General features: G+C 72.7%; 9 protein-coding genes. 1 reads left to right on the forward strand and 8 read right to left on the reverse strand.

Annotation, left to right across the window (positions count from 1 at the left end):
• Positions 1–65: 65 nt before the first annotated feature.
• From tmk to bldG, 8 genes are all read right to left on the reverse strand, one after another.
• Positions 66–3,311, reverse strand: coding sequence for a dTMP kinase (tmk, locus tag OG276_RS16230; RefSeq protein ID WP_266906080.1), 3,246 nt, complete (start codon positions 3,309–3,311; stop codon positions 66–68).
• Positions 3,312–3,596: 285 nt separating this feature from the next.
• On the reverse strand, positions 3,597–6,419 hold the full coding sequence (topA, locus tag OG276_RS16235; protein ID WP_266906082.1) for a type I DNA topoisomerase: 2,823 nt from the start codon (positions 6,417–6,419) through the stop codon (positions 3,597–3,599).
• 488 nt (positions 6,420–6,907) lie between these two features.
• Positions 6,908–7,105 carry a hypothetical protein gene (locus OG276_RS16240; protein ID WP_266906084.1) on the reverse strand — a complete coding sequence of 66 codons (198 nt, stop codon included), beginning with the start codon at positions 7,103–7,105 and terminating at the stop codon, positions 6,908–6,910.
• Positions 7,106–7,285: 180 nt separating this feature from the next.
• Complete coding sequence (locus OG276_RS16245; RefSeq protein WP_266906086.1) at positions 7,286–8,857, reverse strand: methyltransferase; 1,572 nt, start codon at positions 8,855–8,857, stop codon at positions 7,286–7,288.
• 232 nt (positions 8,858–9,089) lie between these two features.
• On the reverse strand, positions 9,090–9,656 hold the full coding sequence (locus tag OG276_RS16250; protein WP_266906088.1) for a small secreted protein: 567 nt from the start codon (positions 9,654–9,656) through the stop codon (positions 9,090–9,092).
• Between the two features lie 158 nt (positions 9,657–9,814).
• The gene (locus OG276_RS16255) at positions 9,815–12,232 is read right to left on the reverse strand and encodes a sodium-translocating pyrophosphatase (RefSeq protein WP_266906090.1); all 2,418 of its coding nucleotides are present in this window, start codon (positions 12,230–12,232) and stop codon (positions 9,815–9,817) included.
• 730 nt (positions 12,233–12,962) lie between these two features.
• The gene (locus OG276_RS16260; protein WP_266906092.1) at positions 12,963–13,403 is read right to left on the reverse strand and encodes an ATP-binding protein; all 441 of its coding nucleotides are present in this window, start codon (positions 13,401–13,403) and stop codon (positions 12,963–12,965) included.
• A 101-nt stretch (positions 13,404–13,504) separates the two neighbouring features.
• Positions 13,505–13,846: an anti-sigma factor antagonist BldG gene (bldG, locus tag OG276_RS16265; protein WP_243339893.1), complete on the reverse strand. Its 342-nt coding sequence runs from the start codon at positions 13,844–13,846 to the stop codon at positions 13,505–13,507.
• Between the two features lie 81 nt (positions 13,847–13,927).
• Between bldG and OG276_RS16270 the strand changes: the two genes are divergently transcribed.
• Positions 13,928–16,402 (forward strand): DEAD/DEAH box helicase, encoded by a 2,475-nt coding sequence (locus tag OG276_RS16270; RefSeq protein WP_266906094.1) that lies wholly within the window; start codon positions 13,928–13,930, stop codon positions 16,400–16,402.
• Positions 16,403–16,941 lie beyond the last annotated feature (539 nt).

Consider the following 16,941-nt stretch of genomic DNA (forward strand, 5'->3'; position numbering starts at 1 on the left):
CTCACCCAGTGTGGCGGCTCCCACTGACAATCCCCGCCGTCGCCGCCGTCACCGCGTCAGCACCGTCAGCGGCGGCGCGGCCCCCGGCCCTGCTCGTCCTCGTCGTCCCGGCGCCGTCCCAGCAGTTCGTCCGCCAGGGTCGGCAGATCGTCCAGCGGAGTCTCCTCCGCCCAGTCCGAGCGGGGCCGTCGCGGCCTGCCGTCCTCGGCGGGGAGCGGCAGTTCCCGGGTCGCGTCGTTGCCGGAGTCGCGGAAGATGCCCGGCGGGACCCGGTCGGCCGGGTTCTCCTCGGGGCGCTGTGCCGTGGGCCGCGACGCGGAGTACGAACCCCTGGGCGCCGCCGGCCGCGTCGCCGCGGCCTCGTCCGCACCCGTGGGGCGTACGGGCGGCAGGACCGCCGTCTCGTCCGCGGGACCCGTCGCCCGGACGGGCGGCAGCACAGCCGTCTCGTCCGCCGGACCCGCCGCCGGATCGGCCTTCGGGACCGGGACCGTCTGGGTGACGTCGTCCGGCTGCACGACCCGCCTGACGACCGGAGTCTCGATCGTCACGGCCTCGTCGTGGCGCGGGTCCTTGCGCAGATCGGCCTTGGGCGCGGAAGCGCCGGAAGCCGCCGGGGCAGCCGCGGGAGCCGCAGGGGCCGCCGGGGCAGCCGCAGCGGCCGCCGGAGCCGCAGCCGCGGCCGAGGCAGCAGCCGCCGCAGCCGCAGCGGACTTCGCCGCCGCCTCCGCCGCCGAGGCCTCGGCCAGCCGCCGCGCCTCCTCGGCCTTCAGCAGGGCCTCCTCGGCCCGCCGCTGCTTCTCCAGCCGCCGCTCCTCGGCCTCGGCGTGCAGCCGGGCCTCTTCCTCCGCCTGCTTGCGCAGCCGCTCGGCCTCCACCGCGCGGGCCTTCTCCTCGGCCTCCAGCCGCAGTCGCTCGGCCTCGGCCCGCGCGCGGGCCTCCTCCTCGGCGCGCAGCCGCTCCTCGCGCTCCTTGCGGGCGGCCTCGGCCTCGGCCGCGATCCGGGCCTCTTCCGCCTCGCGGGCCTTGCGTGCCTCTTCCTCGGCCAGCAGCCGGGCTTCCTCGGCCTTGCGCGCCGCCTCTTCCTCGGCCTTGCGCTTGGCCTCCTCGATGGCGAGCCGGCGGGCCTCCGCCTGGGCGGCCACCTCGGCCTCCGACAGCGGGAGCATCCGGTCCAGGCGGTGGCGCACGACGGTGCTGACCGACTCCGGGTCCTGGCCCGCGTCGACCACCAGGTAGCGCCCGGGGTCGGCCGCGGCCAGGGTCAGGAATCCGGCCCGCACCCGCTGGTGGAACTCCGCCGGCTCCGATTCCAGCCGGTCCGGCGCCTCCGTGAACCGCTCGCGGGCCGTCTCCGGCGACACGTCGAGCAGCACGGTCAGATTCGGTACGAGGCCACTCGTGGCCCAGCGCGAGATGCGGGCGATCTCGGTCGGGGACAGGTCCCGGCCGGCGCCCTGGTAGGCCACCGAGGAGTCGATGTAGCGGTCGGTGATGACCACCGCGCCGCGCTCCAGGGCGGGGCGTACGACGGTGTCCACGTGCTCGGCGCGGTCGGCCGCGTACAGCAGGGCCTCGGCGCGGTTCGACAGGCCCGCGGAGGACACGTCGAGCAGGATCGATCGCAGCCGCTTGCCGACCGGGGTGGCCCCGGGCTCGCGCGTGACGACGACCTCGTGACCCTTGGCCCGTATCCAGTCGGCCATCGCCTCCACCTGGGTGGACTTGCCGGCGCCGTCGCCGCCTTCCAGGGCGATGAAGAACCCTGCGTCGGACGCGGCCTGGACCGGCTCCCCGCCGCGCAGCGCCTCGCGCAGGTCGCGGCGCAGCGGTACGCCGGCGCGGTCGTCGGCCTTGGCCAGGACGATGACGGCGACCGGCAGCAGCAGGGCGCCGACCAGCATCAGCGTGAAGGCCGCGCCGCCGTGCGCGAAGACGACCTCGCCGGCGGCCAGCCGGTGCGGTCCGATCAGGGCGGCCAGCAGCGGGGCGGCCACGGCGCCGACGGCCACGGAGACCCGGACGACGGCCTGCAGGTGCTCGGTGACCCGGGCCCTGCGGAACTCCTCGGTCTCCTGGTCGAGCAGCGTGTGCCCGGTGTTCGCGGCGACGCCCGCGGCGGTGCCGGCGAGCAGCGAGAGGAACACCACCGTCGAGGTGTCCGGCACCAGCCCGGTCAGCAGCAGCGCCAGCCCGGCCACGCCGACGGCCAGGGCCAGCAGGCGGCGCCGGGACAGGGCGGGGAGGACCTTGCCGGCCTGGGTGGCGCGGATGCCCAGAGCGGTGCCGCCGAGCAGGGCCAGTACGAACAGCGCGAACGCGGCCGCTCCGCCCCCCAGGTCGGTGGCGTGCAGGACGGCAACGGCGGCGGCGGAGGCGACGGCTCCCGCGACGGCTGCGCAGACGAGGACGAGCAGCGGGATGGCCCCCGTACGCCCCTTCTCCGGCCGGTCCCCCGCCTTGGGGGCGCGCAGGCCCTCCAGCGGGGAGCGCGGACGCGGGGTCTTCGTGCCGGGCAGCACCAGCGGGAGCAGCAGCGATACGGACGCCGCGAAGAGGCCGGAGGCCACGTACGAGCCCAGGGCCGCCTGGTTCTCGGCGAACCAGCCGATGCCGAGGCCGAGTGCATTGCCGATCAGGGTCGCGGCGAGCAGCGCGGCTGCGGCGACCGGCATGGCCGCGAAGGCGGTGCGCAGGTTCAGCCGGCGCAGTGCGTCGAGGTGGTCGGGCAGCGGCCGTACGGTCGCGCCCTCGGGCGGCGGCGTCGGCAGCAGGCCGGGCGCGGCGCTGTCCCTGGCCAGCCCCCACAGCCGCTCCGCGGCGCCGGAGACGAAGACGGTGGCGAGCAGGGCGATCAGCGCGTGCGGGCCGATCCAGTCGAGCCACAGCGGGGCCACGACGAAGAGGCCGAGCCGCAGCCCGTCGGCGCCGATCATCGTCCAGCGGCGGTCCAGCTTGCCGCCGGGGGCGGTGAGCTTGGCCAGGGGGCCGAGGAGGACCGCGCCGAAGAGGACGGTGGAGAGCACGCGGACACCGAAGACGGCGGCGACGGCGAGGGCCCAGCCGGTGTAACCACCGCCGAAGGGCTCCTGCTCCACGGCCGTCTGGAAGACCAGCAGCACCAGGACCAGCAGGGCGAGGGCATCGCCGATGCCGCTCACCAACTGCGCGCTCCACAGACGGCGCAGCCCGGGGGTGCGCAGCAGGGCGCGCACCGCCCGCTCGCGGGAGTCCGCGGCGAGGGCTTCGTCGTAGGTGGGGGCGGTGTCGGTGGTGGCGGTCACGACCGTTGGCTGCTCGGCTCGCGTCATCCGCCCAGCCTATCCGCTGTGCTTGGCGGGTGCGGAGCCCCTGTGGACAAGCTCCGGTGTGACCCCCGACCCACCTCCCGGGGCTTCGCCCGCGGGGTCCGTGCCGCCGCTGCGCGGGGCATGTCCCCCACCCGCCCTTCCACCGTTCCCCGGGCTCCGCCCGGACCCGGAAAGATCCTGGGGCTCCGCCCCGGACCCCGGTCCTCAACCGCCGGACGGCTGAAACAGCGAGGGCCCGTGCGCATTGCACGGGCCCTGCCGGTGACTACTCGTCCGCGACTACGACTACTCGTCCGCCGCAGCGGCCGCCGTCTTCTTCGCGGCCGTCTTCTTGACGGTGGCGGTGGTCTTCTTCGCCGCCGTCGCCTTCTTCGCCGTCGTCGTCTTCTTGGCGGCAGCCGTCTTCGTCGCCGTCGCCTTCTTCGCCGGGGCCTTCTTCGCGGGCGCCTTCTTGGCCGTCTTCTTCACCGGGCCCTTGGCGCGCTTCTCCGCGAGCAGCTCGTACCCACGCTCCGGCGTGATCGTCTCGACGTCGTCGTCCCGCCGCAGCGTCGCGTTCGTCTCTCCGTCCGTCACGTACGGGCCGAACCGGCCGTCCTTGACGACCACGGGCTTCTCGCTGACCGGGTCGGTGCCCAGCTCCTTCAGCGGCGGCTTCGCGGCCGCGCGCCCCCGCTGCTTGGGCTGCGCGTAGATCGCGAGCGCCTGCTCCAGGGTGATGGCGAACAGCTGGTCCTCGGTCTCCAGCGACCGCGAGTCCGTGCCCTTCTTCAGGTACGGGCCGTAGCGGCCGTTCTGCGCGGTGATCTCCGCGCCCTCAGCGTCCACGCCCACGACCCGGGGAAGGGACATCAGACGCAGTGCGTCCTCGAGCGTGACCGTGTCCAGGCTCATCGACTGGAACAGCGAGGCCGTCCGCGGCTTCACCGCGTTCTTGCCGGTCTTCGGCGTGCCCTCGGGCAGGATCTCCGTCACGTACGGCCCGTAGCGACCGTCCTTCGCGACGATTTCGTTCCCGCTGATCGGGTCCTTGCCCAGCTCGAACTCGCCGCTCGGCTTCGCGAAGAGCTCCTCCGCGTACTCGACCGTCAGCTCGTCGGGGGCCAGCTCCTCGGGTACGTCCGCCCGCTGGTGGCCCTCGGCGTCCTTCTCGCCGCGCTCCACGTACGGCCCGTAGCGGCCGACGCGCAGCACGATGCCCTCGCCGACGGGGAAGGAGGAGATCTCCCGGGCGTCGATCGCGCCCAGGTCGGTCACCAGCTCCTTCAGGCCGCCGAGCGCGTCACCGTCGGCCGGTACGACCTCGGTCGCGTCCTCCGCGCCGAAGTAGAAGCGCTTGAGCCACGGCACGGACTGGGCCTCGCCCCGCGCGATGCGGTCGAGGTCGTCCTCCATCTTGGCGGTGAAGTCGTAGTCGACGAGCCGCCCGAAGTGCGTCTCCAGCAGGTTGACCACGGCGAACGACAGGAAGGACGGCACGAGCGCCGTGCCCTTCTTGAAGACGTACCCGCGGTCCAGGATCGTGCCGATGATCGACGCGTACGTCGACGGCCGGCCGATCTCCCGCTCTTCCAGCTCCTTGACCAGCGAGGCCTCGGTGTAGCGGGCCGGCGGCTTGGTCGAGTGGCCGTCGACCGTGATCTCCTCGGCCGACAGCGCGTCGCCCTCGGCGACCTGCGGGAGGCGCTTCTCACGGTCGTCGAGCTCGGCGTTCGGGTCGTCCGCGCCCTCGACGTAGGCCTTCATGAAGCCGTGGAAGGTGATCGTCTTGCCGGACGCCGAGAACTCGGCGTCGCGGCCGTCCGCCGACCGTCCGCCGATCTTCACGGTCACCGAGTTGCCGACCGCGTCCTTCATCTGGGAGGCGACGGTGCGCTTCCAGATGAGCTCGTACAGGCGGAACTGGTCGCCGGTCAGACCGGTCTCGGCCGGGGTGCGGAAACGATCACCCGAAGGACGGATCGCCTCGTGCGCCTCCTGCGCGTTCTTGACCTTGCCCGCGTAGACGCGGGGCTTCTCCGGCAGGTACTCGGCCCCGTAGAGCTGCGTGACCTGGGCACGGGCCGCCGACACCGCGGTGTCGGACAGCGTCGTGGAGTCGGTACGCATGTAGGTGATGAAGCCGTTCTCGTACAGCTTCTGCGCCACCTGCATCGTCGCCTTCGCACCGAAGCCGAGCTTGCGCGAGGCCTCCTGCTGGAGCGTCGTCGTACGGAACGGGGCGTACGGGGAGCGGCGGTACGGCTTGGACTCGACGGACCGGACGGCGAACGAGGTCTCGGTCAGCGCGGCGGCCAGCGCCCGTGCGTTCGCCTCGTCGAGGTGCAGCACCTCGCTCTTGAGCTGCCCGGTCGAGCCGAAGTCGCGGCCCTGCGCCACGCGCTTGCCGTCCACCGTGTTCAGGCGGGCGACCAGCGTGGAGGGGTCGGAGGCGTCACCGGCGCGGCCGGTGGCGAAGGTGCCGGTCAGGTCCCAGTACTCGGCCGAGCGGAAGGCGATGCGCTCGCGCTCCTTCTCGACCACCATGCGGGTCGCCACCGACTGGACGCGGCCCGCCGACAGCTTCGGCATGACCTTCTTCCACAGGACCGGCGAGACCTCGTAGCCGTAGAGGCGGTCGAGGATGCGGCGGGTCTCCTGGGCGTCGACCATGCGCTGGTTGAGCTCGCGCGGGTTGGCGACGGCGTCGCGGATCGCGTCCTTGGTGATCTCGTGGAAGACCATCCGGTGGACGGGGACCTTGGGCTTGAGGACTTCCTGCAGGTGCCACGCGATGGCTTCGCCCTCGCGGTCCTCATCGGTGGCGAGGAAGAGTTCGTCGGACTCGGCCAGCAGCTCCTTGAGCTTCCTGACCTGGGCCTTCTTATCGGCGTTGACGACGTAGATCGGCGCGAAGTCGTGCTCGACGTCCACACCGAGGCGACGGACCTCGCCCGTGTACTTGTCGGGAACCTCGGCCGCGCCGCTGGGGAGGTCGCGGATGTGCCCGACGCTCGCCTCGACGACGTATCCGGGGCCGAGGTAGCCCTTGATCGTCTTCGCCTTGGCAGGGGACTCGACGATGACGAGTCGGCGGCCGCCCTTTGCGGTCTCGCTAGTCGGGGACAACTTGGCTCTTCTCTCCGGTCGGCACTCGGTCGCAGTACGGCGACGCTGCGGAGTGTGACGGTACAACCCGCCCCCGTGTCAAACGGCAGAAGCCCGCAACGGCCACTCGAACGGTAACCCGACAAGTGCCATTTCTGCCGCCCGGATGCCACGGCAGGCCCTGCGCACTCACCGCGCAGAGTGGCCGAAGGGCCGTCTGGCCCCGCCCCGGCACCCCGCTTCACGTCGTTCTTTACGATCCTGCGCACATTCCGGACGAGCGGAGGAAACCCGGCGCGCCGCCGGCCGTGGGCGACATCCGGCCGATTCCGCGGCCCCGATCCCCCGGCCTCACCCCACCCGGACCGATGCACCCGCTCCCACCAGGGGCGATACCGCCCCGGCCCACCGGGGCCCACTGCCGCGGAGCCCGAATGCCGGGCAGCCCGGGGCGGTGCGGAGCCCCCGGGCCCCGTGAGCTTCGCCTCAGCGAGCCCCCGCGCCCGCACTCACAGCCGGCCGAGGCACCAGAGGCCGAGGGCCAGCGACACCCCGCCGGCGAGCAGTGCCACCGGTACGGCAACGACGGGGCGCACACCCTCGGCCACCGGCGCGCCTCGTAGGGCGCGCGCCCCCGTCCAAGCCGACAGAGCGGCCCCGAACAGCAGGAACACGGCTGCCGCGAAGATCGCCGGACCGTGTTCCATGCCGTTCCCCTCATCCCCCCGGGCCGCTCCCGGGATCCCCCCGGATCCCGCTGAGGAGAGGGTTTCAGCCGATGGGGGACGGCAGGCGAACCTGGGGTTACATCCCGGCTCCGGCTGCCCGAGGCCCGCCGCGGCTCCGGACCGCACCGGGCGCACGGCGGCGCACCGCGCCCGCCGTCCCTACTCCCCGGGGGCTTCCGCTCCGGCTTCCGCGCCCGCGTCCGCCCCGGTCAACGGCTCCAGGAACCCCTGCTCCACGAGCATCCGGATCGCCTCGGGCGTCCGGTCCCGCAGAACCACCGGGTCCTCCTCCACCAACTGGGCGATGGCGTCCAGAATCCGCCCCGCGCTCAGTGATCCGTCACACACCCCGGCGAAGCCGGCGCCGACCGTGTCGACCTTGGTGGCGCGCCGCATGCCCCGGTTCTGCCGGAGCACGACGTGCTCCGGATCCTCCGCGCCGGGCGCTCCGACCTGCTCCTGGACGACCTCCGCGGTCAGCCGGAAGTAGCCCGCGAGCAGGGCCGCGTCATCGTGGTCGCGCAGGTAGTCCTGGCGCGCGAAGTGCTCCAGGACGGCGTCCCCGAGCGGCTGCTCCACCGAGTGCGGCCACTCCTCGACCACGACCGACGGCTCGGCCGCGTCGCTGCGCCGCAGCGTGATCCAGCCGAACCCGACCGCCTTGGTCTTGCGGGCTTCGAACTCGTCCAGCCAGTCCTCGTACCGCTGTTCGTACTCGGCGGGGTCGGTCCGGTGGTCGCCGGCGTCGCGCAGCCACAGCTCCGCGTACTGCGTCACGTCCTGCACGTCGCGCTGCACGATCCAGGCATCGCAGCCGCGCGGCACCCAGGCCCGTACCCGGTCGTGCCAGTCCTCGCCGTCCACGTGCTGCCAGTTGCCCAGGAACTGCGCGAATCCGCCCGGGTTGAGCCGGGCTCCGGCCTCCTGGACCAGGGTCCGGCACAGGTCGTCGCCGCCCATCCCGCCGTCCCGGTACGTCAGCCGGGCTCCGGGGGAGATCACGAAGGGCGGGTTCGACACGATCAGGTCGTACGTGGCCGCGCCGACCGGCTCGAACAGCGACCCGGCGAGCAGTTCCGCCTCGGGGGCCCCCGACAGCGCCAGCGTCAACCGGGTGAATTCCAGGGCCCGCGGGTTGACATCGGTCGCCGTGACCCGGGTCGCGTGCTGGGCGGCGTGCAGCGCCTGGATCCCGGATCCGGTGCCGACGTCGAGGGCCGAGCCGACCGGCGTGCGGACGGTGATCCCCGCCAGCGTCGTGGAGGCGCCGCCGACACCGAGGACCACGCCCTCCTCGCGGCTGCCGATGCCGCCGGCCCCGCCGACGGCGCAGCCGAGGTCGGAGACGATGAACCAGTCCTCGCCGTCCGGGCCGCCGTACGGGCGCACGTCCACGGTGGCGTGCACCTCATCGCCCTCGCGCCGCAGCCAGCCGTCGGCCAGCGCCGCGTCCACGGGCAGGGCGCCCGCGGCATGTACGTACGGCACCGGCTGCCGCAGCAGGAACAGCCGGGTCAGGCTGGCGAGCGGCCCGTCGCCGTGGCTCCGCGTGGCGCGCAGGGCGGGGACCGTCTCGCTGCGGGCCAGCGCGGCGTACGCCGGGGCGCCGAGCAGATCGAGCAGCCCGTCGGCGGTGAAGCCCGCGGCGAGCAACGCGGCGCGCAGCTCGGCCGCGCGGGCCGACGAGGGGAGGCGGGCGGGCAGACCGGGGGGAAGGCTGGTGGTACTCACCCGCCCATTGTGGCCGCTGCCGCCGCCATTGCCCGCGCCACACGGCCTTCGGCGTGGGCGCCCGTCGCTCCCGCGAGCTCCCGGCCGGCGGCCGCACCCCGGGACGGGCCCCGGCCGGGCGCAGCTCCGTACGGCCGGGCCTGTCCCCGGACATGCCCCGGGGCGGCCGGGGTCCCGAAGGATCCCGGCCGCCCCGGTGGGTGCGGCGCCGCCGGCAGGGCGGCGGGCCGCGCTAGGACTGCGCCGGCGACGGAGTCGTCACCTGGCAGCCCTTCTGACTGTTCATCGCCTTGTCCAGCCCGCCCGCCTTGAGCTGGTCAAGGGCTTCCTTGCCGCCCTTGGTCGCTTCCTCCAGGCCGCCGGCAACCTCCTTGAGGCCCTCGGCGAACTTGCCCTGGTCCTTGGCGTCGAGCGCGTCCATCTTCGTCTTCAGGGCGGTGTAGCCCGCCGACGTCGATTCGAAGCCCATGACCGCGGCGGCCTGGGTCTTCTCCCCGTCCTTGACGGGCGGAACTCCCGCGTTCGTGAGGGCCGTCCCCATCGCCTTGTACGACTCGGACATGGTCCCGAAGGCCGCCGAGTCGGTCGTCTGGACCTCCTCGGGCTTACTGCTCTCGGTCGCCACCCGCTTGATGTCGGCGTTCGCCTGCTCGATCTTCGTGAGCTCTGGCTGCCAGCTGTCGCAGACCTTCTTGGCCCAGGCGTCGGTCTTCTTGTCGCCGTCGTCCCCGCCGCAGCCGGACAGGACGAGCATCAGCACCGCAGCGCCCGATACCGCGGCCGCAAGCTTCTTGTTCACCGGATTGGTCCCTTCGAAGGCTCTCGGCCCGGAAGATACACGCCCACCATCCGGGAAACGCAATGGCGGACGGACGGCGCGTCAGTCCGCGCCCCCCGTCCGCCATTCGGGCGTACGGTCGAGTCGAGCCGGGCCGGTTCAGGCCCGCGACGGCCGTCTCAGGAAGAGACCACCGCTGCCGGGTCGGCCTGCTGGCCCACCCGCTCCGCGGTCGCGCCCTCGCCCTCCCCGTCGTCGCCCACGGCGATGCCGCGGCGCTTGGAGATGTACACCGCGCCGACGATGACGCCGATCGCGAGGACCGCGACGATCGCCCGCACGGTCGGGCTGGCGTCGTCGCCGTAGCTGAACTGCACGATCGCGGGGGCGATCAGCAGCGCCACCAGGTTCATGACCTTGAGCAGCGGGTTGATGGCGGGACCGGCGGTGTCCTTGAAGGGGTCGCCGACGGTGTCGCCGATGACGACGGCCTCGTGGGCCGCGCTGCCCTTGCCGCCGTGGTGTCCGTCCTCGACGAGCTTCTTCGCGTTGTCCCACGCGCCACCGGAGTTGGCGAGGAAGACCGCCATCAGGGTGCCGGTGCCGATCGCGCCGGCGAGGAAGGAGCCGAGGGCTCCGACGCCGAGCGTGAACCCGACGGCGATCGGGGTGAGGACGGCGAGCAGCCCGGGCGTGGCGAGTTCGCGCAGCGCGTCCTTGGTGCAGATGTCCACGACGCGCCCGTACTCGGGCTTCTCGGTGTAGTCCATGATCCCGGGGTGCTCCCGGAACTGGCGGCGCACCTCGTAGACCACCGCGCCCGCCGAGCGGGACACGGCGTTGATGGCGAGGCCGGAGAACAGGAACACGACGGCCGCGCCCAGGATCAGCCCGACCAGGTTGTTGGGCTGCGCGATGTCCAGGCTGAGGTTCATCTCCCCGGCGGTCTTGGCTCCGACCTCCCTGACGGCGTTCGCGATGGCGTCGTTGTACGAGCCGAAGAGCGCGGCCGCGGCGAGCACGGCCGTGGCGATGGCGATGCCCTTGGTGATGGCCTTGGTGGTGTTGCCCACCGCGTCCAGGTCGGTGAGCACCTGCGCGCCGGCGCCCTCGACGTCCCCGGACATCTCCGCGATGCCCTGGGCGTTGTCGGAGACCGGACCGAAGGTGTCCATGGCGACGATGACGCCGACGGTGGTGAGCAGGCCGGTGCCGGCCAGCGCCACGGCGAAGAGCGCCAGCATGATCGAGGTGCCGCCGAGCAGGAACGCCCCGTACACGCCGAGACCGATGAGCAGCGCCGTGTAGACGGCGGACTCCAGACCGACCGAGATGCCGGCGAGCACGACCGTGGCGGCGCCCGTCAGGGAGGACTTGCCGATGTCCCGGACGGGACGGCGGTTGGTCTCGGTGAAGTAGCCGGTCAGCTGCTGGATCAGCGCCGCGAGCACGATGCCGATGGCGACGGCGACCAGCGCCAGGATCCGCGGGTCACCGGAGTGCCCGGAGATCGCGGCGTCTTCGACGCCGAGGAGCTCCTTGTAGGTGCCCGGCAGGTACGCGTAGACGGCGATCGCGACGAGGACCAGCGAGATGGCCGCGGAGATGAAGAAGCCGCGGTTGATGGCGGTCATTCCGCTGCGGTCGGTACGCCGCGGGGAGACCGCGAAGATGCCGATCATCGCGGTGACGACCCCGATGGCGGGGACGATCAGCGGGAAGGCCAGGCCCAGGTCGCCGAAGGCGGCCTTGCCGAGGATGAGGGCCGCCACCAGGGTGACGGCGTACGACTCGAAGAGGTCGGCGGCCATTCCCGCGCAGTCTCCGACGTTGTCGCCCACGTTGTCGGCGATGGTCGCGGCATTGCGCGGGTCGTCCTCCGGAATGCCCTGCTCGACCTTGCCGACCAGGTCGGCGCCGACGTCGGCGGCCTTGGTGAAGATGCCGCCTCCGACACGCATGAACATCGCGATGAGCGCTGCGCCGAGGCCGAAGCCCTCCAGGACCTTGGGCGCGTCGGCGGCGTAGACGAGCACGACGCAGGACGCGCCGAGCAGGCCGAGGCCGACGGTGAACATGCCCACCACGCCGCCGGTGCGGAACGCGATCCGCATGGCCTTGTGGGAGACCTCGGTCAGGTCCTTGGCGGGCTCGCCCTCGGCGGGGGTGGCCTCGCGTGCGGCGGCGGCGACGCGGACGTTGGCACGGACCGCGAGGCGCATGCCGATGTAGCCGGTGGCGGCCGAGAAGATGGCGCCGACGAGGAAGAAGGCGGAACGTCCCGCCCGCTGCGACCAGTCGTCGGCGGGGAGCAGGAACAGCAGGAAGAACACGACGACGGCGAAGACGCCGAGCGTGCGGAGCTGCCGGCCGAGATAGGCGTTGGCGCCTTCCTGGACGGCTGCGGCGATCTCCTTCATCTTGTCGGTTCCCTCGTCGGCGGCGAGGACCTGGCGGACCAGGATCTGCGCGACGACGAGCGCGGCGATGGCCACGACCGCAATGATGATCACGATGAGCCGATTGTCATCGGTGAGTACTGCGGATGCCAGGTCAGTGGTGCGACCGGGCGCGATAGGGGTGAAGAGCCCCGTCATTCGTCCTCCTTGACGTGATGAGCTCAAGATGTGGACGGATTGTAGGGAGCGCGACCCGATCAAAACAGTACGCAGGAAACGGAATTGGCCCGCACTTGCTCCTCACCAATAGATCTGGTCACTCCAATACCCTCGAAAGCGGTAACGGGGCAAAAGCATTGACGCTTGATCAGCGATCCGGAAATCCGCCGGAGAACGATCACAGAATGGATCTACGGGCACGGAAAAAGCCCTGCTCGGCAGGGCTTGAATAAGATCAGAAGATACGTCGGCACGCGCGGCGGAACATCATCGGTGCCCACATCCGCGGCGCTTCCAACGCCTTACCGGCACCCGCCCGGTCCCCCGTCGCCAGACGACCGGACGCCGAGAACCGCCCGCGGCCAAGCCCGACCTTCACCCGAAACAGGCGGGGAAGCACCAAACCCACGAGACGGGACGAGAACCCGCCGAGCCCCACGAGAACCCGCCGGGCACACGAGAACCCGCGAGGCCGCACCCGCCCCCCACGAGGCGGCACGAGACGCGCCGGGCGGGCACGAGGGGCCCGCCGGGGCGCGAGGCCCCCCGGGCAGCACGAAAACCCGCCGGGCGGCACAGGGCCACCCGGCGGGCACGAAGCGAGTACGACGCGAGTACGAAGCGGTTGGCAGCGAGCCGTGACCGGCTGCGGCGCTGGGGCAGCGCCCCGTGACCGGCGGCGGTCGAGCCGCAGCCGGGCAACCGCCGGCTACGGCAGCTCGGAGGTCCCCGAGACGGGCCAGCTCATCCGGATGGTCCCGCCGGCTTCCCCGCTGATGACGTCGACGTCGTCGACCAGGCCGCTGATCACGGCAAGGCCCATCTCGTCCTCGCCCTCGATGTCGGGGTCCAGAACGGCATCGATTCCGGGCACGGCGGCGGACGGACCGCCGGCCGGTCCGGGTACTTCGTCGCTGACCGCGATGGAGAACACCTTCTCCTCCTCGGTCAGCACCACCCGGACGGGCGCGGTGAGCCCGTTGCTGCGATGCAGTCCGACGGCACGCGAACAGGCCTCGCCCACGGCGAGGCGGACCTCGTCGAGGACGGCTTCCTCCACACCGGCCCGCCGCGCCACGGCGGCCGCGACCAGGCGGGCCGTCCGGACGTGTTCGGGCTGGGCGCTGAAGCGCAGTTCAACGGTGGCCATGCGCGTCCCCCTCGGACTACGGGCGTGCCTTACAGGGGCCCGGACCGCTTGTGGCCCGGTACCCCCCGCTCCATCTTCGGCCGTTTCGCCGCCGAGCGCCGTCAGTCGGTGGCGTTGACGGCGTCTTCCACCGAGTTGTGGATCGGAAACACCTTGGTCAGACCGGTGATTCGGAAGATCTTCAGGATGCGCTCCTGGTTGCACACCAGACGCAGCGAGCCCTCGTGCGCACGGACGCGCTTGAGGCCTCCCACGAGCACACCAAGTCCGGTGGAGTCGAGGAAGTCCACTCGCTCCATGTCGACAACCAGGTGGTAGCTGCCGTCGTTCACCAACTCGACCAACTGCTCGCGCAGCTTGGGCGCGGTATACACATCAATCTCGCCACCGACCTCCACGACCGTACGGTCGCCGACAGTGCGAGTCGACAGGGACAGGTCCACGGATCCTCCAGCACCTTGCTATCGAGCGGCGCCCCCCAGGGGCCTCCCCACCCGAAGGTAGAAGAGGGATTGGCTGCCGCGATGGCATTCAATCACTTACCGGCAGGCGCGCACGACGCCTTCGGACCATTGTCCCGCACGCCGGTGACACACTCGGTTCCAATGGCCAACACTCACCGTCCCGGTCCGCCCACGGCACCCGAGGACGTCAGACCCACCCCCGGCACGGTCCTGGACCGGCTGTCACGGGGGCCTTCCCGGGCTGCGCGCATCACCCATACGGAGCACTTGCCCGCTCGGGAGGGTCGTCATGCGGTCTGGCCCGATCGCATCCGAACTGATGTCGTAGCCGCGATTGAGGCCGCCGGGATCGACCATCCGTGGGAACACCAGGCCGCGGCCGCCGAGCACGCCCTCGACGGGGAGTCCGTGATCGTCGCCACGGGCACCGCCTCGGGCAAGTCGCTGGCCTACCTCGCGCCCGTGCTCTCGGCCCTCGCCGACGGGGCCGAGGCGCCCAACGGCCGGGGCGCGACCGCCCTGTACCTGGCCCCGACCAAGGCTCTGGCCGCCGACCAGCGCCGCGCCGTACGGGAACTGGCCGGCCCCCTCGGCAACGCCGTACGGCCCGCCGTGTACGACGGGGACACCCCGGTCGAGGAACGCGAGTGGGTGCGCCAGTACGCCAACTACGTCCTGACCAACCCCGACATGCTGCACCGCGGGATCCTCCCGGCCCACCCGCGCTGGTCCTCCTTCCTGCGGGCCCTGCGCTACGTCGTCATCGACGAGTGCCACACCTACCGGGGCGTCTTCGGCTCCCACGTCGCCCAGGTAGTGCGGCGGCTGCGCCGGCTGTGCGCCCGCTACGGCTCCGATCCCGTGTTCCTGCTGGCCTCCGCCACCGCGAGCGACCCGGCGGCCTCCGCGTCCCGCCTGACCGGCCTGCCGGTGGTGGCGGTCTCCGACGACGCCTCCCCGCGCGGCGAGGTCGTCTTCGCCCTGTGGGAGCCGCCCCTGACCGACCTCAAGGGCGAGCGGGGCGCACCCGTACGGCGTACGGCCACCGCCGAGACCGCCGACCTCCTCACCGACCTGGTCGTCCAGGGCGTCCGTACGGTCGCCTTCGTCCGCTCCCGGCGCGGCGCCGAGCTGATCGCCGTGATCGCCCAGGAGAAGCTCGCCGCCGTGGACCGCTCGCTGCCCCGGCGGGTCGCGGCCTACCGCGGCGGCTACCTGCCCGAGGAGCGCCGGGCCCTGGAGCGGGCCCTGCACTCCGGGGACCTGCTCGGCCTGGCCGCGACGACCGCCCTGGAGCTGGGCGTGGACGTCTCCGGCCTCGACGCCGTCCTGATCACCGGCTACCCGGGCACCCGCGCCTCCCTGTGGCAGCAGGCCGGCCGGGCCGGGCGCTCGGGCCAGGGCGCCCTGGCCGTCCTGATCGCCCGCGACGACCCGCTGGACACCTACCTGGTCCACCACCCCGAGGCCCTCTTCCGCCAGCCGGTGGAGGCCACGGTCCTGGACCCCGACAACCCCTACGTCCTGGCCCCGCACCTGTGCGCGGCCGCGGCCGAGCTACCGCTCACGGAGCCCGACCTCGACCTCTTCGGCCCGGCGGCACGCGACCTCCTCCCCCAGCTCGAAGCGGCGAAACTGCTGCGCCGCCGGGCCACGGCCTGGCACTGGACCCGCCGGGAACGGGCCTCGGACCTCACGGACATCCGGGGCGGCGGCGGACGCCCGGTGCAGATCGTCGAGGCCGCCACGGGCCGCCTGCTGGGCACGGTCGACGAGGAGGCCTCCCACACCGCCGTCCACGACGGTGCGGTCCACCTCCACCAGGGCCGCACATACCTCGTGAAGCACCTGGACCTGGAGGATTCCGTCGCGCTGGTCGAGCAGGCCGATCCGCCGTTCTCCACCACGGCCCGCGATACGACCGCCATCTCCGTCCTGGAGACCGAGACGGAGATCGCCTGGGGCCGGGGCAAGCTCTGCTTCGGCTCCGTGGAGGTCACCAACCAGGTCGTCTCCTACCTGCGCCGCAAACTGATCACCGGTGAGGTGCTCGGCGAGGCCAAACTGGACCTGCCGCCCCGCACCCTGCGCACCCGGGCCGTGTGGTGGACGGTCACCGAGGACCAGCTCGACGAGGCCCGGATCAACCCGGAGATCCTCGGCGGCGCCCTGCACGCCGCCGAGCACGCCTCCATCGGCCTGCTCCCGCTCTTCGCCACCTGCGACCGCTGGGACATCGGCGGGGTCTCCGTCCCGCTGCATCCCGACACCCTCCTTCCGACGGTCTTCGTCTACGACGGCCACCCGGGCGGAGCCGGCTTCGCCGAGCGCGCCTTCCACACGGCCCGCGCCTGGCTGACGGCGACCCGCGACGCGATCGCCGCCTGCGAATGCGAGGCCGGCTGCCCGTCGTGCATCCAGTCCCCCAAGTGCGGCAACGGCAACGACCCCCTGCACAAGCGCGGCGCCGTCCGCCTCCTCACCCACCTCCTCTCGGAATCCCCACCCCCCACCCCACCGGCAACGACGCCCTGAGCCCCTCCGAACCCCCAGCCCGAACCCCCGGGCCGAACCTCCGGCCCGAACCCCCGAGCCGGACCCGCCGAGCCAGGGACACCGGCGGACGCCCAGGCTTCGCGGGACCGCCGGCGATTGGCTTGATTTCGCCCCTGATGCCGCCCAAACCAAGTCAGTCCGTCCAGACCACGTGCACCCCACCCGGCCCGCAGCACCCCGCCCAGACCCCGGCGCCCACCCGGACCGGGCAGTCAGCCCAGACCCTGGGGCAACCCGCCCGGCCCGCAGCATCCCCGCCCAGGCCCTGGCACTCCGCCCGGCCCGGCCCGGCCCGCAGCACACCCCGCCCGGACCCCGGCGGCCCACCCGGACCGGGCAGTCGGCCCAGACCCTGGCAGCCCACCCGGACCGGGCATCGGCCCAGGCCAGGCAGTCGGTCCGCGGAGCACGCACCCGTATCCCCGGACCACACCTGAGCCCCCTGGGCCCTCCAGGACGGCCCGCCCGGGCACCGGCGGCCCCCGCACCCCGCACGGTCCCGGACCCGGGTTACCGGG

Source organism: Streptomyces sp. NBC_00086, assembly GCF_026343255.1.
Lineage (GTDB): Bacteria > Actinomycetota > Actinomycetes > Streptomycetales > Streptomycetaceae > Streptomyces.